The sequence below is a fragment of the Rhizobium sp. CC1099 genome, from assembly GCF_029714385.1.
Taxonomy (GTDB): domain Bacteria; phylum Pseudomonadota; class Alphaproteobacteria; order Rhizobiales; family Rhizobiaceae; genus Rhizobium.
On sequence record NZ_CP121642.1, the window covers coordinates 2,046,386 to 2,068,876 of the forward strand.

Here is a 22,491-nt window from a genome sequence, read left to right on the forward strand (position 1 = left end):
GATGGACAAGCTTCTCGTCAGCTACTACGGCGATGACTTTACCGGCTCCACCGATGTCATGGAGGCCTTGGCGTCGAACGGCATTGCGACTGCGCTCTTTCTCGACATCCCTACGCCCGAAATTCTCGCCCGCTTCAAGGGTTGCCAGGCGATCGGTATTGCGGGAACAAGCCGCAGCGAGACACCCGCATGGATGCAACAGCACCTGACGCCCGCTTTCGAATGGCTGAAGTCGCTGGGCGCCGAGATATGCCACTACAAGGTCTGCTCGACCTTCGATTCCAGTGCTGAGATCGGCAGCATCGGCAAGGCGATCGAAATCGGCCGGACGACGTTCGCTCAGTCCATTGTGCCTGTCATCGTTGGTGCGCCGCAATTGAAGCGTTATACCGCCTTCGGCAACCTCTTTGCCGCCTACCAGGGCCGTATCTATCGCATCGACCGGCACCCGGTGATGCGCTGCCATCCGGTAACTCCGATGGATGAGGCCGACCTTGCCGTCCACCTGGCAAAGCAGACCCGCGTTCCCGTTGCAGTCGCCGACCTTGTTGCGCTCACATCCGCAAACGCCGACGCGCGTATCGACGAACTCGCGTCGATTTCAGATGGGATTGTGCTCATCGATGTCGAATCCAAGGCGACGCAGGTGGCTGCAGGTAAACAGCTACTCCGTCTTACCAGCAAATCCTCGAGTTTCGTTGCCGGCTCGTCGGGGGTCGAATACGCGCTTCTCAGTGCCTGGCGGCGAAACGGCATTATCGGCGAAAGCAGCATCGAGTTTGCCGATGTCGGCCCGGTTGACCGCCTCGCCGTCGTCTCCGGCAGCGTATCTCCGACGACCGAGCGTCAAATCCGAAATGCGGTCCATGACGGCTTTGAAAGCATTGCACTCGACCCTCTTGCACTGGTGTCGGAGGATAGCGAACGCTCGGCGGATGAGGCGGTACAGGCCGGCACCCGAAAGCTGAAGGAGGGAAAGAGCATCATTTTCTATACCGCCCTTGGCCCATCGGCGGACGTTGGCGTCCACATCGACATGGTCCCGGGCGCTCGTCACAAGCTCGGAAGCGTGCTCGGCTCGGTCTTGCGCCGTTTGATCGAGAGCGAAAGGCTTTCGCGTGCCGTCATTGCCGGTGGCGATACCTCCAGTCATGCACTCAGGCAGTTGAAGATCGACGCTCTGACGACGCTGCTTCCGCTTCCCCACACACCGGGTTCTCCGCTTTGCCTGGCGCATGGCAGCTACGAGCCGACGAATGGCCTGCAGATCGCTCTTAAGGGCGGCCAGGTTGGATCCGACGGCTATTTCGCGCAGATCCGCGATGGAAGGAAGAACTGAGTTAACATCTTCCCCCGCGTGAAAGCGGGGGATTTCCGATGAACAAGACCGTCGACGAAGCGCTCGCCTTCGCGCATCCTTCGCGGATGCCGACCGTGAACGTGACATTCGCATCCAGCGGTCCGTCATCCCTTCCTTCATCGCCATTCGCAAAGTCGGCGCTGGCGAAATCTTGCGCCAATGATGTTGAAGAACAGCCAACGCGAGCATTTCGGGAAGACGGGCGATTGATCGGCTTGACGAAGAAAACCATGCATCGTGATCTTTATTAGTGATATAGTGATTGACTCATCATACCAGCATGTGATCCTATCGGACTGAGAAAAGGTGAGGTAAATTATGACTAGAATTGCCCTATTCGGCGCAGGCGGAAAAATGGGATATCGGCTTGCCAAGAATCTCAAGGGTTCGCGTTTCGACGTGCGCCATGTCGAGGTTAGCGACGCCGGCAAAGTCCGACTGAAGAATGACCTCAACCTCGAATGCATGCCGGTCGATGCCGCCCTTGATGGCGCGGAAGTGGTCATCCTTGCCGTGCCGGACACGGCGATCGGAAAAGTCGCGGCAGGCATCGTCGACAAGCTCAAGCCCGCCACCATGGTCGTGGCCCTGGACGCTGCGGCTCCCTTTGCCGGTCATCTGCCAAAGCGCGACGATCTCACCTATTTTGTCACCCATCCCTGCCATCCGCCAATCTTCAATGACGAGACGGAGATGCAGGCGAAGAAGGACCATTTCGGGGGGTTGTTCGCCAAGCAGCACATTGTTTCGGCGCTGATGCAAGGACCAGAAAGCGCATACCCGCTCGGCGAGGAGATCGCCAAGGTCATCTGGGCGCCCGTCATGCGCTCGCACCGGGTCACGGTCGACCAACTTGCAATGCTCGAACCTGGCTTGTCGGAAACCGTCTGCGCATCGCTCCTCGTCGTCATGCGACAGGCCATGGACGAATGCGTCGCGCGCGGCGTGCCTGAGGAAGCGGCCCGCGACTTCCTGCTCGGGCATATGAACGTGCTTGGCGCGGTCATCTTCAAGGAAGTTGACGGCGTGTTTTCGGATGCCTGCAACAAGGCGATCGAGTTCGGCATCCCTGCGCTGATGCGCGAAGATTGGAAGAAGGTATTCGAACCACAGGAGATCGCCGAAAGCATCCGGCGTATCACCTGAACTGACCTGGGGAGGCAACGCCTCCCCTCAACCGCCCCAAGGGAGACGGGGCGCTATTCACATTCACACCCGGGAGGAGAAAATGAGACTAACACGTAAATTGACAATTGCGGCCTTCGCCGGCGCAATGGCGCTCGCAACGGCCATTCCGGCATATTCGGCCGACCTTATCGCCATCATCACGCCGGCCCATGACAATCCCTTCTTCAAGGCCGAAGCCGTCGGTGCTGAGGCCAAGGCGAAGGAACTTGGCTACGAAGCGCTCGTCATGACGCATGACGATGACGCCAACAAGCAGTCCGAAATGATCGACACCGCAATCGGAAGGGGCGCCAAGGCCATCATCCTCGATAATGCCGGTGCAGACGCCTCTGTCGCGGCCGTCAAGAAGGCCAAGGATGCGGGCATCCCCTCTTTCCTGATTGACCGCGAAATCAATGCGACGGGGGTCGCCGTTGCCCAGATCGTTTCCAACAACTACCAGGGTGCCCAGCTTGGTGCGCAGGAGTTCGTCAAGTTGATGGGTGAAAAGGGCAATTATGTCGAGCTAGTGGGCAAGGAGTCCGACACCAATGCCGGCATCCGCTCCCAGGGATACCATGACGTTATCGACGACTATCCGGACCTGAAACTGGTCGCCAAGCAGTCGGCGAACTGGAGCCAGACCGAAGCCTATTCGAAGATGGAGACAATCCTCCAGGCCAATCCCGACATCAAGGGCGTGATTTCGGGCAACGACACGATGGCCATGGGCGCGATCGCAGCCCTCCAGGCTGCCGGTCGCAAGGACGTGATCGTCGTCGGCTTTGACGGTTCCAACGATGTCCGCGACTCCATCAAATCCGGCGGCATCAAGGCGACCGTCCTGCAGCCGGCCTATGCCCAGGCGCAATTGGCCGTCGAACAGGCAGACGCCTACATCAAGAACAAGACGACACCCAAAGAAGAAAAGCAGCTCATGGACTGCGTTCTCGTTAACGCCGACAATGCTGACAAGCTCGAGACCTTCGCGCTCACGAACTAACCGCAGCCGTGTCTTGCAGAGGGCGCAGCACTGCGCCCTCTGCAGTGCATATTGTATGACGTCGAGGTTCATTGCATGTTGAGAATGAAGGGCGCTCTGCTCGCTGCAGTCGTGGCGGCGGCCTTGCCCGGTTGCAAGATCATCAAGACACCGACCGCAGAGGAAAAGGCGGCGGCAGCGGCCAAGACCGCCTTCGACCCGAATGCAAAGGTCGAGGCAATCTGGCAGCCCCAGGTCGTACCCTATTTCGAGAAGCGCGCAGGCGAGCTGAAAGAAGTCTTGCAGCTGGCCACCTCCAGCCCAGACCAGGCAGGAGAGAGATATGGCAACCCGCGCAAGCAGAGCAGCTCGCCGTGGACCTATGCGGTGAAATTCACCGGCAAGGTCATTGCGGCCGACACGGCATCGCGTGCAGCAACGCTCGATGTCGACGCCGATGGCGACGGAAAAGCCGATGCAAAGGTCCAGATCGGGCCGGCTCTACGCGGCACGGCGTTGCGCGACACGCTCGACTTCGTCAATTTCAACGAATTCAAGAACCAGATCGAGTGGGCGCAGTTTGGCAAGGCGTTCAACGAGAAGGCCAATACCGCCTTCCTGTCCGCTATCTTCCGCGACGGCCTAGCCGGCAAAACAGTGACCGTCATCGGGGCCTTCCCTCTGCCAAACAGCGGACAGCTTCCACTTGTTACGCCTTGCCAACTGACGGTGGCATCATGACGGCGATCGCCACACCGAAGGACGACATTATCCTGCGCCTCGACGACGTGTCGAAGGTCTATTCCGGCATCGTCGCGGTCAAGCGCGCCAATCTCGAGCTGCACCGAGGTGCCGTTAACGTCCTGGTCGGCGAAAACGGCGCGGGCAAATCGACGCTCATGAAGATTATCGCCGGGGTCGAGCGCCCGACACTCGGCCGCATCATCCTGGATGGTGAGCCGGTCTCGTTCGCCAGCCCGGCCGATGCGCAAGCCTACGGAATCGGCATGATCTTTCAAGAGCTCAATCTCTTCGCCAACATGTCGGTCGCGGAGAACATCTTCGCCACTCGCGAGATCACACGCGGCCTGTTCGGCATCGACCACAAGGCACAGGCCGCGAAAGCCAATGAATTTCTGAAGCGTCTGGATGCCGGAATCGAGGCCGAAGCGATGGTCGAGGATCTGCCGATTGGCCAGCAGCAGCTCGTCGAAATCGCCAAGGCGATGTCGCTGAATGCACGCATCCTGATCATGGACGAACCAACCTCTGCCCTCTCGGCCGCCGAAGTCGAAGTCCTCTTTAAGGTGATTGCGGAGTTGAAGGCTCAGGGGGTGGCGATCGTCTACATTTCACACCGGCTTGAAGAGCTGATGCGCATCGGCGATTACATCACGGTGCTGCGCGACGGCCAGATTACCGGCCAGGCGATGGTTCGCGATATCGATACACGCTGGATCGTGCGCTCCATGATCGGCTCTGATGCTAAGGATTTCGCAAAATCGGCAGATCACGCCGTCGGAGACGAGGTCTTCCGTGCCGAAAACATCAGCCTGCCGCGACCGACGGGCGGGCTTGCGGTCGACAATGTCTCGCTTTCCGTCAAAGCGGGCGAAATTCTCGGCATCTATGGTCTCATGGGCGCCGGGCGCAGCGAATTCTTCGAATGCGTGATCGGACGTCACCTGCACTCGACGGGCAAGATCTTCATCGAAGGCAAGGAAGTACGCGCCCGCGATACCACCAGGCGTATCCGCCGCGGGCTTGCGCTCATTCCGGAAGACCGGCAGCGGGAGGGACTGGTCCAGGTGCTCTCCATCGCCTCCAACCTGACCTTGGCAAGCCTTGGTCGCTTTACCCGCCTCTTCCATATCGACAGCGGCGCCGAGAAGAACGCCATTCGCGATGCGATCCGGGACCTCTCGATCAAGGCGCCCAACCCGGATTTTGAAGTGACCTCGATGTCGGGCGGCAACCAGCAGAAGGTGGTCATCGGCAAGGCGCTGATGACCAACCCAAAAGTGCTTTTGATGGACGAGCCAAGCCGCGGCATCGATGTAGGCGCCAAGGCCGATGTCTTCCGTACCATGCGCCGGCTGGCGGCAAACGGGCTCGCCATTCTGTTTTCGACTTCTGACCTCGAAGAGGTCATGGCGCTTTCCGATCGCATCGCGGTCTTGAGCAACGGCCAACTGGTGGCCGTTTTCGATCGCAGCGAGGCAAAGGAAGAAGCCATTGTCCAGGCTTCAGCCAAGGGACATGGACATCAAGGGAAACACGCGTCATGACGGCCGCTACTTCATCCACCTCATCGCCGGCGAGCGCGAACGGCTCTTTCCTCCTGACGCTGATGAAGCTCAGAACCTTCATCGCGCTCTTCGCCGTCATCGTGTTCTTCGCGATCTTCGCACCGAACTTCACCTCGACTGCGAACATGATCCTGATGTCAAAACACGTCGCGCTCAATGCCTTCCTGGCGATGGGCATGACGTTCGTCATCATCACCGGCGGCATCGACCTGTCGGTCGGATCGATCGTCGGGCTTTGCGGCATGGTCGCCGGCGGTTTGATCCTTTACGGCATCGAGCTGCCAATCGGCTACACCATCTATTTCAACCTGTTCGAGATCGTTTTGATCACGCTCTCGATTGGCCTGATCATCGGGCTGATCAACGGGCTGCTCATTACGAAGCTCAATGTTGCCCCGTTCATTGCGACGCTCGGCACCCTGTATATCGCCCGCGGTCTCGCGCTGCTTTCCTCAGACGGTCAGACCTTTCCGAACCTTGTCGGCCGGCCTGAATATGCCACGACCGGCTTCGACTTCTTTGGCGCAGGTCGGGTGCTCGGCTTGCCGGTATCGATCTGGATCCTCATCGCGCTCGCCTTGCTTGCAGCTTATGTCGCGCGCTCGACGCCGATCGGCCGTCATATCTTCGCCGTCGGTGGCAACGAGCGCGCAGCGCGCATGTCGGGGATCCGCGTCGATCTCGTGAAGATCTTCGTTTATATGTTCTCCGGCCTTTGCGCGGCCATCGTCGGCGTCATCATCTCATCGGAACTTATGGCCTCGCACCCGGCGACGGGTGAGAGCTTCGAACTCAACGCGATCGCTGCAGCGGTTCTTGGCGGAACATCGATGTCGGGCGGCCGCGGGACGATCGGCGGAACGATTATTGGCGCCTTCGTCATAGGCATCCTGTCGGACGGGCTGGTGATGATGGGAGTCTCGTCCTTCTGGCAGATGGTCATCAAGGGACTGGTGATTATCATTGCCGTGGTTGTCGATCAGGCCCAGCGTCGACTGCAGCAACGCGTTACTCTCATGCAGATGGCAAAGGCGGGTTGAAATGACCGAATTGAAAGGTGCATTGATCGGCTGCGGCTTTTTCGCGATCAACCAGATGCACGCATGGAACGATGTCGAAGGCGCCAGGATCGTCGCGATCTGTGACCGCGATCCGGCAAGGTTGAGGGTCGTCGGAGATCAGTTCGGCATCGATCGTCGCTATAGCGATGCCGAAGCACTGTTTGCAGACGGCGGTTTCGATTTCGTCGATATTGCCACGACGGTAGAGAGCCACCGCGCCCTGGTGGAAATGGCGGCCCGGCACAAGGTGCCGGCCATCTGCCAGAAGCCGTTTGCCAAGACGCTGTCGGATGCAAAGATCATGGTCGAGACGTGCCGCAATGCCGGCGTTGCGCTGATGGTGCACGAGAATTTCCGCTGGCAGACGCCGATCCAGGCGGTTCGAAAGGCGCTGGAGGCGGGCGCAATCGGCACACCCTTCTGGGGACGTTTCTCCTTCCGTTCCGGCTATGACGTCTTCTCGGGACAGCCGTATCTGGCAGAAGGTGAGCGGTTCATCATCGAGGACCTCGGCATCCATGCACTCGACATTGCGCGCTACATCCTCGGCGACGTCTCGGCAGTCACGGCCCGCACGACGCGGATCAACCCCAAGATCAAGGGCGAGGACGTCGCGACTATCCTGCTTGACCACAAAAACGGCGCCACATCGGTCGTCGACGTCAGCTATGCCACGAAACTTTCGACCGAACCGTTCCCCGAGACGTTGGTCGAGCTTGATGGATCCGAGGGCACGATCCGGCTCACCCAAGGTTACGGCCTCAAAGTGACCAACGCGCAGGGCACCACCACCACGAACGTGTCTCCGAAGCTGCTGCCATGGGCGTCACGGCCCTGGCATAACATTCAGGAGAGCGTGTACGCGATCCAGCAGCACTGGGTCGACCAGTTGAAGCGCGGCATGGAACACTCGACCTCCGGCGCCGACAATCTGAGGACATTCGCACTCGTCGAGGGAGCCTATGAAAGCGCGGCGAAGGGTCAGACGATCGATGTCGGAGCGATGCTGCAATGACGGTCGATCCATTTCTGCTCTACGGCACCCGCCTCGTCGAACCGAAGCCGGTCCGACTGCGTGCCGGAAAACTGGAGGCCGATCTTGCCAATGGCAGCCTCCGCACCATTACCTATGACGGAAGCGAGGTGCTGAGAGCAATCTCCTACCTTGTGCGCGACCGGGACTGGGGCACCTTGAGCCCGGAGATCTCCGACCTCAAGATCAGCCAGAAGGACGATCGTTTCGAGGTCGGCTACCGGGCTCTGTGCGACGGACCGCAGCACACGACGCTCGTCATCGACGTTCGCATCGTTGGAAGCACCGACCGGCTCGACTTCGAGGCCGAAGCTGTCTCGGAAACAGGCTTCGAGACCAACCGTTGCGGCTTCTGTATCCTGCATCCGATCGTTGGAATAGCCGGAACGCGGGCTGCCGTCGAGCACGTCGACGGCAGGATCGTCGCGACAAGGTTTCCTGATTTGATCGAGCCGTGGCAACCGTTCAAGGAGATGCGCGCCATCAGCCATGACGTCATGCCTGCCGTCAAGGCCGAATGCAGGATGGAGGGCGACAGCTTTGAAATGGAAGACCAGAGAAACTGGTCGGATGCCTCATTCAAGACTTACGTCAGACCACTCGCCCTTCCGTGGCCTTATGCAATTCCAAAAAATCAGCCCGTCCGGCAGAAAGCATCGCTCATCATCAGGGATGGCCGCCGCGGCCAACGCCCCTCGGCTGCGGCCTTCGGCAAAACTATAAAACTCAACCTCGGGGCGCGGACCGGTACCATGCCGGCAATCGGTCTAATCATTACACCCGAGGAAGCCGATGCGACGCTGTCGGCAAAGACGATACTATCGGAAATCGCTCCCCAGGAACTCCTCTTCCATTTCGATCCTGGTTCTGGACATGGCGTCGAAGCACTCAACCGGTTCGCCGCAATCGCCGCCATTCACCGCGGACGCTCGACGCTGGAGATCGCACTTCCCTGCAAGCAATCCCCATTCTTCGAGGCGGCCGAGGTTGCCCGACAGATGCAGTCGGCGGAATTCAAACCGGATGCGATCATGATCTCGCCCTCGGTCGACCGGCAATCAACACCGCCCGGCAGCAAATGGCCCGACTGCCCACCTCTTGAAGAGGTCTACGCGGGAGCCCGCTCGGCCTTTTCGGGCATTCGCATCGGCGGCGGCATGCTGAGCTATTTTACTGAACTCAACCGCAAACAGGTACCGGACGGACCCCTTGACTTCATCAGCCACTGCACCAACCCCATCGTGCATGCGGCCGACGATCTCAGCGTCATGCAGTCATTGGAGGCCCTGCCTTTCATCACGCGCTCCGTGCGTGCCATCTACGGCCGGAAGCCCTACCGGATCGGCCCGTCGACCATCGCAATGCGACAGAACCCCTATGGCAGCCGCACGATGGATAATCCGTCGGGTGCACGCATCCCCATGGCCAACCGCGACCCGCGCCATAACGGACGTTTCGCGGAGGCCTTTGCACTTGGTTACGCCATCCGAGTGCTGGATGCCGATCTCGAATGCCTGACGCTATCGGCGTTGACCGGTCCGTTTGGTTTGATCGCCGGTCCGACTGAACCGATCCAGGAAGGTGGCCGGCGCCCGCTGTTCAATACGGTGCGGACGCTGTCTGCATTGGCTGGTTCATCCTGGCAGGAGTGCCTGTCCTCCTCCCCCGCCGAGGTCCTGGCATTTGTCGTTAACGGCACCAGAGCGGCAAGGCTTCACATTGTCAACCTGACGGGCAGCGAACAAACCATCGATCGTGGCGCGTGCACGACAGTGTCAGGAGATGCGAGCGCAATCCTTCAACTCGCCCCGCTCGCGACAACGGTCTTGCCACTTGCGGATTGACCTTCAGCGTCGCAACTGCATCTATGACATCGTGCCTGGATCAGGGGAGGATCGGCGTGAAGACCAAGAAGCTTATCAATTCCGGTGCAAACGTCGTCGATGAGATGCTGCAAGGTGTCCTGGCGGCTCATCCGGACCATCTTTATGCGGCCGAGGACATGCCACGGGCGATCATTGCCAAAAACGGGCCTCGCAAAGGCAAGGTCGGGCTGGTCATCGGCGGCGGATCCGGGCACGAACCGACATTCCTCGGTTTTGTCGGCAAGGGGCTCGCAGACGCTGCTGCTGTAGGCAATGTATTCGCATCGCCGCCGCCCGATCCCATTATCGCGTCCGCCAAAGCCGTCGACGGCGGTGCCGGTGTTCTTTTCATGTATGGCAATTATGCCGGCGACGTCATGAACTTCGATATGGCCGCCGAAATGCTTGCCCTGGACGACATAGAAGTGCGGACCGTTCTGACGACGGACGACGTTGCCTCGGCCCCTTCGGATCAAATGCACAAGCGACGCGGCGTGGCGGGCAACGTTTTCATATTCAAGGCCGCTGGTGCGGCATGCGATCTTCTGTATTCCCTCGACGACGTCGAGCGCGCCGCCCGGCACGCCAATTCGCGGACCTACACGATGGGCGTCGCGCTCTCGCCGTGCTCGCTGCCTCAGACGCTCAGACCGAACTTCCTGATCGGCGAAGACGAGATGGAGATCGGGATGGGAATTCACGGAGAGCCCGGCGTGGCTCGCGGGCCGCTGAAAACGGCCGACGAGGTGACCGACGAACTCATGGACAGCATTCTTCGGGAGATGAATGCCAGTCCCGGCGATCGTGTCGCAGTCCTGGTCAACTCTTTGGGTTCGACTCCGATGATGGAACTCTACATCATGATGCGTCGCGTGAAGTCCCGGCTTGATGATACCGGACTTGTCATCCACACGTCACTCGTCGGAAATTACTGCACGTCGCTTGAGATGGCCGGCGCGTCGATCACCGTCATGCACCTCGATGGGGAGCTTCAGCGCTTGATCGACCACCCCTGCGATTGCGCCATGTTTACGAGGTGAACGATGGCGATCACAACCAGGGATCTTCAGCACCTGTTTGCGCTCATCGCCGAGGAGATGGCAAATAACCGCGACCGTCTTTGCGAGTTGGACGGTGTCATCGGCGATGGGGACCATGGCCTCGCGATGGACACTGGTTGCCAGGCAGTCGCGAAGGCCGTTGGCGAACTCGACTCCACCCAGACTGCGCCGACGCCTGTGTTCAACACCGCCGCCAAGGCATTTTTGAACGCGGTCGGCGCTTCCTCGGGGCCTTTGTATGCCACGGCATTCATGCGCGCCGGAACTGCCGCGAAGGAAAAGCAGGCATTGAGCGACGACGACTTCCTATCTGTTGTCGCGGCGATGGTTCAAGGCATCCATGAGCGCGGCAAGGCAGAGCTCGGCGAGAAAACAATGATGGACGCCTGGGGGCCGGCGGCCAACGCTGCGCTGGATGCCCGGCGTCAAGGAGCTTCCCTTTCCCAATGCTTGGCGGCGGCCGTTCAAGCGGCGCGCGAAGGCTGTGAGGCGACGAGCGGCATGATCGCCGGCAAGGGTCGCGCGGCCCGGCTGGGTGATCGGGCGGTGGGACACGTCGACCCGGGCGCGGCGTCGGCCGTCATTATGATTGAAGCGATGGCGCGGTTCGCGGCTACGCGTGATGGTTAGCTCATCATTCCAATTGACATCTGCAAATAAGAGGGCGGCTGTTTGATTACAGGCTGACCCGCCCTCCGAGGACATCGAGTAGGATGTCCGTGTTCTGAGGAATAAGGAGCTGATCCATAATCAACAGCTTTGCACCAGCGCCTGAAGACCACGATCGTCTACGTCACTCACGATCAGATCGAAGCCATGACCATGGCCGACAAGATCGTCGTGCTTGAAGGTGGCCGCGTCGAACAGATCAGCAGCCCGCTTGAGCTCTACGACAGGCCCGCAACATCTTTGTTGCAGGCTTCCTGGGTTCCCCGCGATGAATTTTCTCGAGGGAACCCTGCAGGAGACCGGAGGTCCTGCATTGTCGCGATCTGGTGGTTCACGCGTGAAGCTGTCGCAGGCCCCGGCCAGCTCTGCACATCGATCTCTAACGTTGGGCATTCGCCCGGAGGACATCGCCTTGGGCGGTGAGAACGGCGTGGACGCGGTGGTCAAGGTCGTCGAACCTACGGGGTCGGAAACGCATGTCGCGGTAGAGATCGAAGGCAAGGAACTGACCTGGGTCGTCCGCCAACGCGTGGAGCTAATTCCGGAACAGCACGTGAAGCTGTCTTTCGTCGGCCAAGGTCCATTTCTTCGACAGGCAGACCCAGCAGCGCCTTGAAGCTTAGGCCCGGTTAATCGGCGGCGGCCTACTGCAAATAGACCTAAATCGCAGGGCAAGAGGTCATCTCGCGGGGTGTGCTCGTCTCCCGCACGAACTCAGACTTGCCGGGGACTCGGATCGAAGCCTGCGCAGACGGCCGAAGCGAAAGCCGTCTGCTGCTGCACGAACCATCAATCTCCCCGATCGTCTCGCGGTATATTAACAAACGGTCATATTCGTCGTATATTGCATGCACTGAACTTTCTGATTGCGCCTTTTCTCAAGTGACATTGTAAGGTGTGCAGTATATGCCGGCCACATTTGGTACGCCCCTGGTTCGCGGCAGCGCGTACCTTCCCTTCGTGGAGTTCATGGAAAAAATCGGTGCGCCGGTCGAGCGCGTGCTCGAAAAGGCGCTCGTCCCGGCCCTTGTGCAAAGAGATCCGGAAGCGCCCGTTCCCGTTCAATTGGCCCACTCGTTTCTGGACAGAAGTGCTCGCGCCGTGGGCTTGCCCGATTTTGGCTTCGCCGTTGGCGAGCAGGCGCGGATTGAAAGCCTGGGCGCCTTCGGAAGGAGCCTGCGACGGTCATTGACCCTTCACGATGCGCTCGGCAAGCTCCACTCGAAATTCCCGCTCTACAGTTCGGCTGAACGCATCTGGTGGTCCCGCACCGGGAACGACGTGCACATCTTTCATGCCTATACTTGCGAGACGGCAGCCGGCAGCCGATACGCGCAGCAGTGCGCGCTGCTGCTCTTGCGGGATCTCGTGCGGCTGACCGCCGGACCTTCCTGGCAGCCGGGTGAAGTGCTCTCGCCCAATCCGGCCCTTGACCTCGGGCCGGTGCGGAAGGTCTTTGACGGCGCACGTCTAAGGCAGTCGGAATTTACGGGTATTGTCTTTCCGGCGGAACTTTTGAACCGGCCCATGCGCTGGTTCTGGTCCGGAAACGAGTGTGGCGACAACTACGATCAGACGGCCTTCGAGTCCTCGGCGCCTGCGGGCGATTTTGCGGGTTCGATCAAGCAGGTGATATCGGCGCTGATGAACCAGGGGCGCTGTCAGCTCAGTGATGTTGCCGAGGCTGTGGGCCTGCATCCCCGCACCCTGCAACGGTACCTGTCCGAATCCCAGGAGGAATATTCAGATCTCCTGGCCGAGGTTCGCTTCGAGACCGCATTGAGGTTGATGTCTGATCCGAGCGTTCGGGTGATCGATGTCGCCTATGAGCTTGGCTACACCGACCCGGCGAATTTCACGCGGGCGTTTCGCCACTGGACCGGGCTCAAGCCCTCGGAGTTCCGTCGATCGCAAGCTCCTCAGAGGAAGTCCGGCAGCCGCACGAATACCGGCCATTCCTGAATTTTTATTTTGTCGCGAAATGACAGGACGGACAACAACCTGGAGCATAGCATTGAGCCAATTTCTGGCAGCTTGAAGGCGGGCGAGCTGGCACACGCATGACTGCGGCCGCGGCCGACGTCAGCTATCGGGGGATGGGAACAGCCAAAAAAGGGGGGAAATGCAATGAAGAGACCGTCCATTGTCACCGGGTTCGCAGCATTCCTTGTGGCACAAACCGGTATTGCCATGGCCCAGGTTCCCGACGACGTTCTGCGGTCGCTTTCCGCGCCGGATAAGGTCGAGACGCACCTTGGAGCGCTTGAGTTCAAGGACGGGGCACCGAGCAAGGAAACTATCGAGAAGGTCCGCGACACGCTGGACTTCACGCGCGCCCTCGACGCCTATCTCAACAGCTACAGCGGGGCCTCCGCCTATGCAATCCGCGAAGGTTTCAGAAGCATCGGCGCGGAGGACAACTCGATCGTCATCTTCTCCGACCTGATGGATTCGAATTCGCTCTTTCTCACCGCCAACGCCGATACGATCTATACCGTCGGGACGCTCGACCTGACGAAGGGCCCGCTGGTGGTCGAAGTTCCACCCAAGGCGCTCGGCACGATCAACGACATGTGGTTCGGCTGGGTGATCGACATCGGCTTTCCGGGTCCTGACCGCGGCGAAGGGGGCAGGTATCTGTTCTTGCCGCCAGGCTATGACGGCCCGCTTCCCGACAGTGGCTTCCATGTCGGCCGCTCGAAAACAAATCATCTTCTTTATGCCGTTCGCGCCTTTATGGAGAAAAGCGATCCAAAGCCGAGCGTCGACCTGATCAAGAAGAACCTCAAAATCTATCCTTACACGCCCGGCGGATACGGTACCAGCATCGCCACGGCCTTCGAAGGCAAGGTCAGGCTCGCAACCAATCCGCCCCCTCCCGAAACGAAGTTCGTCGAGGGCAGCGGCAAGGCGTTCAACACCATCCCGCCGAGCGACTATTCCTTTTTCGAAATGGTCGACAAGCTGGTTCAGATGGAGCCGGCCGGCTCGTTCAGTCCCGAACTCTCGGGTCAATTGGCCGCCATCGGCATCGTGAAGGGAAAGCCTTTCAATCCCGACGAGCGGATGAAGAAGATACTCGCCGAAGCGGCCGCCATGGGCAACGCTGCTGGCCGGACGCTGAACTGGCGCTCGAACGAATATCCCGGTTGGGCATACTATCCGGATTCAGGATGGTCCAACATGCTGTGGCAGGGGGGCTACACCTTTGAAACGCCACCGCCGAGCATCACCAAGGAGGGCTTCTTCGATCCGGTGCCGTCAACCGGCGCGCGCACGCTCGATTCCAGGGCCGCGTTTTACTACGCCTACACGATGGATTCCCCCGGAATGATCATGCGACTTCCCAATGTCGGGTCGCAGTATCTCATGGGCTTCGTGGATGCCGACAAGAACTATTTCGACGGCGCCAAGACCTACAAGGTGACGTTGCCGCCGAACATTCCGGAGGCGAATTTCTGGTCGTTCACGGTTTACGACAACCAGACCCGCTCGATGCTGCAGACGCCGCAGAAATATCCGCGTGCCGGGAGCCAGACTTATCCCTCGCCTGCCGCCGAAGCCGCCGCGGACGGCACGACTACCGTCTGGTTTAGCCCCGAGCAGCCGGAAGGAGTGCCGCGCGGCAACTGGATCCAGACCATGCCCGGCAAGGGATGGTGGACGATCCTTCGCCTCTACAGCCCGCTGGAGCCTTTCTTCGACAAGTCATGGCGGCTGAGCGAGATCGAACTCGTGCAGTGATAGTCGCTGGTATTGAAAGATCATGTCACCCAACCCCGCACAGGAGTGTGCGCACATGAACCCGACAAAGCTCGTAGCTATGCTTGCCCTGTTCATCGCTTGGCTGGCGCTACCGATTCCGGCAACGGTTGCCCTGGCTCAGACTGTCGAGACGGGTCTCGTCGAACTGACGGACTCCAAAATCGAATACTTCAGCCGTGGAGAAGGCGAACCCATAGTCTTGCTGCCGGGTGGAACTCTGACGGTCGGCTACTTAGATGGCTTGGCCGCCGCCCTTGCCAAAGCCGGCCATCGGGTAGTCAGCATCAACTTCCGCGGTTCGGGCAAGAGCACGGGTCCAAGCGAGGGCGTTACGCTTGCGACGATGGCGGACGACGTCGCGGGAGTGATCAAGGCCTTGAACATTGGTTCGGCAAACGTGGCGGGCAACTCCTGCAGATTCCGCCCGCATCTGGAAGCTTTTCAAACCTTCTCTCGATCCGAGAGCGGCTGCTATCGAACAGGCGGCAGCGGAAAGCACTCCCCTCGACGCTTGGTGGGCACCTCCGGGAGAGACCAAATATCTGATCTTGCAAGGTGCGGAGGACCAGATCGCGCCACCTGAGAACGGCGAGATTCTAAAGAAGGAACTCGGCGATCGGGCAACGCTGGTCAACGTGCCGGGCGCAGCGCATCTGATGCCCTTGGAACAGCCGGCAACGGCTGCCTCGCACGTTGCCGACTTTATCCGAAAGCTTGGCGATAGGCAGTGACCTGCAGAGGGAAAGCAGAAAGAAGGGAACAAGCATGAAGCCTATCCAGCACAAGCTTGCAGCATTGGCGTTGTTGCTCGCGGCGACGAGTAGTCTCATCCTCGGCGGAGTGTCCGCCGCGGAAATTCCCGCTTCGCTCATCACGCCCGACAAGGTCGAGACCTCCATCGGCGCGCTCGAATTCAAGGACGGCGCGCCGAGCCCGGAGACCATGAAGAGAGTCTATGATCACCTGGACTTCACGCACGCCTTCAACGCCTTCATGAACACCATGCAAGGGGTCAGCATCGAAGCACTGCATCAAGGTTTTCAGGATGCCGGCGTCAAGGACAATGAAGTTATCGTGTTCTCGAAGCTGATGGACGCCAAGTCGCTGTTCCTGACGCCGAATGCAGACACGGTTTACGTCATGTCCATGCTCGACCTCAGCAAGGGTCCTATAGTCCTGGAAGTGCCGCCAGGCGTGCTGGGCGGTGTCGATGACGCTTGGTTCCGCTGGGTGACGGACACGGGCGTTTCCGGCCCGGACCGCGGCCAGGGCGGCAAGTACCTGATCGTGCCACCGGACTACCAAGGAGAATTGCCGGCCGGCGGGTTCTACGTCGCCCATTCGCCGAGCTACATCCACTGGTGGTTCGGCCGGATGTTCATTGAGAACAAGAGCGATCCCAAGCCTGCTGTCGACGCGATCCACAAGCTTCTCAAGATCTATGCCTACGAGTCTGGCGGTGTCGGCACACCTGTCGCCGACTTCCTCGCCGGCAAGGCCAAGCTCGGAAAAATCACTTCCCCGCCGCCCACCGTCTTCCACGAAGGGACCGGCAAGGTGATGAACACTGTGATGCCAAACGACTGGAGCTACTTCGAGATGCTCAACGAGGTCGTTCAGCGGGAACCGAGCGGTTCGCTCAACCCCGAACTGATGGGCCCGATAGCTGCGATCGGGATCGTCAAGGGCAAGCCGTTCGCGCCGGACGAACGAATGAAGAAGATCATGACCGACGCGCTCGCCGTTGCCAACGCCACGGCCCGCACTTTGGTGATGAACGGGCGCGATCCGAGCTGGCAGTACTATCCCGGCTCCGCCTGGCTCAATCCGCTGTTTGTTTCCGGCTACGAGTTCGAGACGCCGATCCCGGACGTCACGCCGGAGGGCGTCAAGCCCTTCCCCCCCACCGGGTACCGTCAGTTGGATGCGCGCACGACATTCTTTTACGGCTATACCGGTATCACGCCTGCCATGGCCATGCGCGTGCCCGGCATCGGTTCGCAGTATCTGCTGGCGACGCTCGACGCCGACAAGAACTACTTCGACGGCGCCAAAACCTACAAGGTGACGCTGCCGCCAAACATCCCGGAGGCGAACTTCTGGTCGTTCACGCTGTACGACAACATGACCCGCTCGGAACTTGATACGCCGCAAGGCTATCCACGTGCCGGCAGCCAGAGCTTTCCATCTCCGAAAGCCGAAGCCAATGCCGATGGCTCAACGACCATCTGGTTTGCGCCGGAGCAGCCCGAGGGCGTGGCTCGAGGCAACTGGATCCAGACCGTGCCGGGAAAAGGCTGGTGGACGGTTCTGCGGCTCTACAGCCCGCTCGAACCTTTCTTCACGAAGGAGTGGAGGCCGGGCGAGATCGAACTGGCGAAGTGATCAGGAGGCTCGGGGTGACCGAAACCCGAACGGATAACGGCGAAAATGCAATTAGGTTGGAGATCGTGATCATGAAGTGTGAGCCTGTCAGGCGGCTGCTGTCCGGCGCGATGCTCGGAACAAGCCTGTTTCTCGCATCTGTAGCCGGTGCGCAGGAGCAGGATGCCGATCTCGCCAAGCAGCTATCCAACCCGATCGCCTCTCTGATCAGCGTTCCCTTCCAGTTCAATTACGATTCCGGCTATGGGCCCGCCGAGGGCGACAAGGCGTTCGTCAATGTCCAGCCGGTTGTCCCCATCTCGCTGAACGAGGATTGGAACCTCATATCGCGTACGATTCTGCCAATTGCATGGCAAAACGACGTGGTCGGCGCTTCGGGGACCCAGTTCGGCCTCGGCGACATCACCCAGAGCCTGTTCTTCTCGCCCAAGACTCCTGGCCCAGGCGGAATAATCTGGGGCGTCGGGCCAGTCTTCCTGTTGCCGACGGCGACCGATTCAGAGCTTGGCGGCGGGAAATGGGGCGCTGGCCCGACCGGTGTCGCTTTGAAGCAGGATGGCCCCTGGACGGTGGGATTTCTCGCCAACCATATCTGGTCCTTCGCTGGCAACGACGATCGCGCCGATATCAACTCGACGTTTCTGCAGCCCTTCGTCTCTTACACGACGGCCGATGCCTGGACGTTCACGCTCAATACGGAAAGTACATACAACTGGGAATCCGACGAATGGTCTGTGCCGATCAACGCCACCTTATCGAAGCTGGTGAAGTTCGGGAAGCAGCCGGTCAGCCTGAGCGCCGGCGTGCGCTATTGGGTCGATAGCCCGCCGGGCGGTCCCGACGGCTTCGGCGTCCGTGTCGGCGTGACCTTCCTGTTCCCCGCGAAATAGGGGATCGGCAATGGCGCAGCAAAGAGGTGCGGTGTTCCGGGCTTTGGCCCGAGCTTGCAAAGAGGAGGCAAGGATGGACAGCTTAACGAATGACAGATCAGGCCGCGTTCGAACCTTGGCACGACTGGCGCCCCTGACATTTCTGCTCGCACTTGCGGTCTCGCAGCCGGCGCGCGCCGAGGGTGAGGACGCGAAGAAAATCCTGAAAGCGATGTCCGACTACGTGACTGGACAGAAACACGTCGTGTTGAAGTACGACGTCGATATCGAGGTGATCACACCTGAGCTCGAGAAACTGCAGTTCAACTCTTCAGGCGAAGCAGCCTTGCACCGGCCGGACAAGCTGCGGGTTACGCGCACGGGCGGCTATACCGACATCGAACTCGTTTATGACGGAAAGACGGCCACTGTGCTTGGAAAGCACAGCAACACCTTCGCGCAGCTTAAATTGCCTGGATCGCTCGACCAGATGATCGATCGTCTGAGAGCCGAGCATAACATTGAAATGCCGGGCGCCGATCTGCTGCTCTCCAATATGTATGATGAGCTGGTTGCCGGCGTAATCGAAGCAAAGCACATCGGTCACGGCGTTGTCGACGGTGTTGAATGCGAACATCTGGCATTCCGCAATCAGGAAACGGATTGGCAGCTCTGGGTCGAGCTCGGCGCCACTCCGATCCCGCGGAAATATGTCATTACCAGCAAGACCCTGGCGGCCGCTCCGCAATACACGCTACGGATCAAGTCTTGGGACACCAGCACGGAACCCGACGCAAAGAGTTTTACCTTCGCCGCGCCTCAGGGCGCGAAATCGATCGAATTCACCGCATTGGCTGATGTCGGCGAACTGCCGGCTCCGGCAGAAGCGCAGAAGGAGTAGTGGAGATGGCCATTCGTCGAACTGCAACATACATGCTCGCCGCCGCCATCGGGGTCCTTGAGATGTTCTGGAGTGGCGCGCTCCTTCCGGAGCGCCCGGCTGATCTGATTTCGCAGGCGCAAGCAAGGATTGGGCGGCCATTGACGCCAGTCAGCTACGCGGGCGTCGCACGCCGGACGACCCGTCGCGCCGTTTACGCCGGGGCGGCAGCTTCGACTTATTATGCCCCGCAATGCGTGCCGGTCCGGGATTCCTATGGCAATATCGTTGGCTACCGATGCCCGTAGTCCGACATCCACACAAATCGTGCTGGAGGCATTTGCCCGTTACTGCAGGCGTCCTTGCGACAATGCTGGTGGCGTGCGCCAGCTGCCCGACGGGTGTCTTGCAACCAGTCGCCCCATCGCCATCCGCCAGTCAGGTCGCAATGCTGGTCGCAACGACGCGGGGTCGTGCCGATAAGCCGGGCGAGATGTTCAGCGGCGAACGAGCGTTCACTCCAAACTTCGCCGCGATCACGGTATCCGTGCCGCCCGATAGCGCCCGTAAAGCGGGCGAGGTCTCCTGGCCACGGAAGCTTCCCCCGAACCCGGCAACGGATTTTGCGACAGTCAAGGCGCAGGAAATCGATCGGCCGGCGGCCGAAAACTGGTTGAGCCGTTCCGTGCGCAAAAGCCCGGACCGCAGCGTCCTTGTCTTCATCCACGGGTTCAACAATCATTTCGAGGACGCGGTCTTCCGTTTCGCACAGATCGTTCACGATTCCGGTGCACATAGCGTCCCGGTTCTTGCGACATGGCCCTCCTGTGAGAAATCTGTTGAATGCGACGCGACTCGGATTGTTCGACCAAGGCGGTCTTGAGGAGATTTTCGCCAAGCACGCAACCTCGTCTCACGACCCTTGTCGTGGCGGCTCGAACTCACACCATAGACAATGCGTCGTCCATGAGTGCGCCGAGGGTCATCGATTTTCACGTCGCGGGCGATGTCGTAGCCCTTAGAACCATCTAACTGCGTCAGCAGGCGCGTCGGCAACGGGCGCTACTTGGCTTGCAAGATTATCGGCGCGATGTCAGGGCTGCCTCACAATCAAAGCGGCGCAAGACGTTGGGTTTGCCCGGACTGCGTCTTCTTGCGCGGGACCTACAAGGACTTGGATCTGCGCAGGCGGCCGAAGCGAAAACCGTCAGCTACGGCCGCACGAACCATCATCATTTCTCCGATCGTTTCATGCGTCAGAAGACCGATGAGATGATCAGCACCGTCCACGACCGCGATCGCCGGCACATTTCCCTGCTGCATCAAACGCAAGCTATCTTCAAGGCTTTTGCGATGATGGATTCTCGGAATGTCGGTACGCATCGCGCTTGCAACCGGCGTGTCCGGACCTTTGTCCTTCAAGGCGCGTATCATGTCGTCGCGCGTCAGCAGCCCTTCAAAGCGGCCGGCGGAATCGGTTACCGGAAACTCGCGCTGGGTTGTCGCAAGCAGCATCTCGATCGCCTCGTCGATACTCGCCGAGCGTTCAAGTTCTACGAATTTGGTGACCATCACGTCGCTGATTAGTACTCTGCTGGAGAGCTCGCGGATCTGCGCATTCTGCGCTTCCGCCGTTGCTGCGAGGTAGACGAAGATGCCGATGAAAATCAGCAGTGGATTGTAAAGAAGGCCGACGAAACCAAAAACAAAGGCAAGGCCTTGGCCGATCGTAGCGGCTATCTGCGTCGCGCGTGACCAGGTGAAGCGCGATGCGAGGGCAGCCCGCAGCACCCGGCCCCCATCCATCGGGAAGGCGGGGATCATGTTGAAAAGTACGAGGAAGATATTGACGCCGGCAAGCCTAGCCAGGAAACCGCCCCCAGGATCCTCGACATCGGCCATCTGCTCGATGCCCGCTGACGCGCCGATGGCAAGAATGATCAGCGCCGCAATCGCGACGTTGACGAGTGGGCCGGCGATGGCAATCAGCAGCTCCTGATGAGGCACCTCGGGCATGCGTTCAAGACGGGCGACGCCGCCGATCGGTAGCAGTGTGATATCAGGCGTCTTGATCCCGAAGTAGCGCGCAACGGCAATGTGACCGAACTCGTGCAGCACGACGCAGACGAAGACGGCGATGATGAAGGCGATGCCGCCCCAGGCCGCCTGCATGCCTCCGATCCGGTAATGCGTCATCCAAATCCAGACGAGCAGCAGCGCAAAGGTAATGTGAACCCGTACGGCCGTGCCGGCGATCGTACCCATCTTGAAGGACCAACCCATCGATCATCCCCTTGAGCTTTGCGAAGCTTGGGCCGATTTTAACGGCATGAGATTGCCGAGCTCCATCGGAAAAGGAAATATGATCGTCGAGGTCTTCTCGCCAGCGATCACGTTCAGCGTACTTAGATAGCGAAGCTGCATGGCCTCCGGCTGCCTGGCGAGGATTTCGGCGGCTTCAAGCAGCTTTGCTGCAGCCTGCTGCTCACCTTCGGCATTGATGACCTTGGCGCGCCGTTCGCGTTCGGCCTCCGCCTGCCGGGCGATCGCGCGGACCATGGATTCATTGATGTCCACATGCTTGATCTCGACATTGGCGACCTTGATGCCCCATGCGTCGGTCTGGGCATCCAGGATTTCCTGAATGTCGCTGTTGAGCTTGTCGCGTTCAGCCAGCATCTCGTCAAGATCATGCTTGCCGAGAACCGAACGCAGCGTTGTTTGAGCGAGCTGGCTCGTTGCCGCCATGAAGTCCTCGACCTGGATCGTCGATCTTTCCGGATCGATGACCCTGAAATAAATGACAGCGCTGACGCGGACAGAGACATTGTCATGTGAGATAACGTCCTGACCGGGCACATCGAGCACCCGCGTGCGCAAGTCCACCCGGATCATTTGCTGGACATAGGGGATCAACAGGATCAAGCCGGGGCCTTTGACGCCGGTGAAGCGGCCGAGCGTGAACACGACGCCGCGCTCATATTCGCGCAGGATTTTGATCGCCGATGCGATGACGAGCAGCAAAACGAGGATGACCACAAGATAAAATGCGAGTTCTGCAAAAATGCCCATGACGCTTCCTCCT

The 22,491-nt window shown here is 59.7% G+C and carries 19 protein-coding genes and 2 pseudogenes; 19 read left to right on the plus strand and 2 right to left on the minus strand.

Going from position 1 to position 22,491, the window contains the following annotated elements; all coding sequences use genetic code 11:
• Position 1: 1 nt before the first annotated feature.
• The 19 genes and pseudogenes from QA644_RS31105 to QA644_RS31195 all read left to right on the plus strand — a co-directional run.
• Positions 2–1,339 (plus strand): four-carbon acid sugar kinase family protein, encoded by a 1,338-nt coding sequence (locus QA644_RS31105; RefSeq protein WP_283072947.1) that lies wholly within the window; start codon positions 2–4, stop codon positions 1,337–1,339.
• Positions 1,340–1,678: 339 nt separating this feature from the next.
• Positions 1,679–2,506 (plus strand): phosphogluconate dehydrogenase C-terminal domain-containing protein, encoded by an 828-nt coding sequence (locus QA644_RS31110; protein WP_283072948.1) that lies wholly within the window; start codon positions 1,679–1,681, stop codon positions 2,504–2,506.
• 82 nt (positions 2,507–2,588) lie between these two features.
• Positions 2,589–3,530: a D-ribose ABC transporter substrate-binding protein gene (locus QA644_RS31115; protein WP_074072624.1), complete on the plus strand. Its 942-nt coding sequence runs from the start codon at positions 2,589–2,591 to the stop codon at positions 3,528–3,530.
• 75 nt (positions 3,531–3,605) lie between these two features.
• The gene (locus tag QA644_RS31120; protein WP_283072949.1) at positions 3,606–4,250 is read left to right on the plus strand and encodes a DUF2291 domain-containing protein; all 645 of its coding nucleotides are present in this window, start codon (positions 3,606–3,608) and stop codon (positions 4,248–4,250) included.
• Positions 4,247–5,797 (plus strand): sugar ABC transporter ATP-binding protein, encoded by a 1,551-nt coding sequence (locus QA644_RS31125; protein ID WP_283072950.1) that lies wholly within the window; start codon positions 4,247–4,249, stop codon positions 5,795–5,797. The genes QA644_RS31120 and QA644_RS31125 overlap by 4 nt, the downstream gene beginning before the upstream one ends.
• The gene (locus tag QA644_RS31130) at positions 5,794–6,858 is read left to right on the plus strand and encodes an ABC transporter permease (protein ID WP_074072626.1); all 1,065 of its coding nucleotides are present in this window, start codon (positions 5,794–5,796) and stop codon (positions 6,856–6,858) included. Before QA644_RS31125 ends, QA644_RS31130 begins: the two co-directional genes overlap by 4 nt.
• A 1-nt stretch (position 6,859) precedes the next feature.
• On the plus strand, positions 6,860–7,894 hold the full coding sequence (locus QA644_RS31135) for a Gfo/Idh/MocA family oxidoreductase (protein ID WP_194730585.1): 1,035 nt from the start codon (positions 6,860–6,862) through the stop codon (positions 7,892–7,894).
• On the plus strand, positions 7,891–9,756 hold the full coding sequence (locus QA644_RS31140) for a hypothetical protein (RefSeq protein ID WP_283072951.1): 1,866 nt from the start codon (positions 7,891–7,893) through the stop codon (positions 9,754–9,756). The genes QA644_RS31135 and QA644_RS31140 overlap by 4 nt, the downstream gene beginning before the upstream one ends.
• A gap of 56 nt (positions 9,757–9,812) precedes the next feature.
• The gene (locus tag QA644_RS31145; RefSeq protein ID WP_074072629.1) at positions 9,813–10,817 is read left to right on the plus strand and encodes a dihydroxyacetone kinase subunit DhaK; all 1,005 of its coding nucleotides are present in this window, start codon (positions 9,813–9,815) and stop codon (positions 10,815–10,817) included.
• A 3-nt stretch (positions 10,818–10,820) separates the two neighbouring features.
• Positions 10,821–11,468, plus strand: coding sequence for a dihydroxyacetone kinase subunit DhaL (gene dhaL / locus QA644_RS31150; RefSeq protein ID WP_283072952.1), 648 nt, complete (start codon positions 10,821–10,823; stop codon positions 11,466–11,468).
• A gap of 126 nt (positions 11,469–11,594) precedes the next feature.
• Positions 11,595–12,130 (plus strand): annotated as a pseudogene (locus QA644_RS31155) (TOBE domain-containing protein); the annotation flags it as partial.
• A 283-nt stretch (positions 12,131–12,413) separates the two neighbouring features.
• Positions 12,414–13,469, plus strand: a complete 1,056-nt coding sequence (locus tag QA644_RS31160; RefSeq protein ID WP_283072953.1) for an AraC family transcriptional regulator — start codon at positions 12,414–12,416, stop codon at positions 13,467–13,469.
• 228 nt (positions 13,470–13,697) lie between these two features.
• Positions 13,698–15,251 (plus strand): DUF1254 domain-containing protein, encoded by a 1,554-nt coding sequence (locus tag QA644_RS31165; RefSeq protein ID WP_283074061.1) that lies wholly within the window; start codon positions 13,698–13,700, stop codon positions 15,249–15,251.
• 55 nt (positions 15,252–15,306) lie between these two features.
• Positions 15,307–15,855: an alpha/beta hydrolase gene (locus tag QA644_RS31170; RefSeq protein WP_283072954.1), complete on the plus strand. Its 549-nt coding sequence runs from the start codon at positions 15,307–15,309 to the stop codon at positions 15,853–15,855.
• A gap of 182 nt (positions 15,856–16,037) precedes the next feature.
• Positions 16,038–17,657 (plus strand): DUF1254 domain-containing protein, encoded by a 1,620-nt coding sequence (locus QA644_RS31175; protein WP_283072955.1) that lies wholly within the window; start codon positions 16,038–16,040, stop codon positions 17,655–17,657.
• 110 nt (positions 17,658–17,767) lie between these two features.
• Entirely contained in the window at positions 17,768–18,547 is a 780-nt protein-coding gene (locus QA644_RS31180) for a transporter (protein WP_283074062.1), read from the plus strand.
• A 73-nt stretch (positions 18,548–18,620) separates the two neighbouring features.
• Positions 18,621–19,427 carry a DUF2092 domain-containing protein gene (locus QA644_RS31185; protein WP_283072956.1) on the plus strand — a complete coding sequence of 269 codons (807 nt, stop codon included), beginning with the start codon at positions 18,621–18,623 and terminating at the stop codon, positions 19,425–19,427.
• A gap of 62 nt (positions 19,428–19,489) precedes the next feature.
• Positions 19,490–19,714, plus strand: a complete 225-nt coding sequence (locus QA644_RS31190; RefSeq protein ID WP_283074063.1) for a hypothetical protein — start codon at positions 19,490–19,492, stop codon at positions 19,712–19,714.
• A 62-nt stretch (positions 19,715–19,776) separates the two neighbouring features.
• Positions 19,777–20,232 (plus strand): annotated as a pseudogene (locus tag QA644_RS31195) (alpha/beta hydrolase); the annotation flags it as partial.
• A 338-nt stretch (positions 20,233–20,570) separates the two neighbouring features.
• On the opposite strand, the gene QA644_RS31200 reads toward QA644_RS31195, so the two are convergent.
• Both QA644_RS31200 and QA644_RS31205 read right to left on the minus strand, forming a co-directional pair.
• The gene (locus QA644_RS31200; protein WP_074072631.1) at positions 20,571–21,689 is read right to left on the minus strand and encodes a site-2 protease family protein; all 1,119 of its coding nucleotides are present in this window, start codon (positions 21,687–21,689) and stop codon (positions 20,571–20,573) included.
• Between the two features lie 3 nt (positions 21,690–21,692).
• A complete protein-coding gene (locus QA644_RS31205; protein WP_194730581.1) occupies positions 21,693–22,478 on the minus strand; it encodes a slipin family protein in 786 nt (261 codons plus the stop codon).
• Positions 22,479–22,491: the final 13 nt, after the last annotated feature.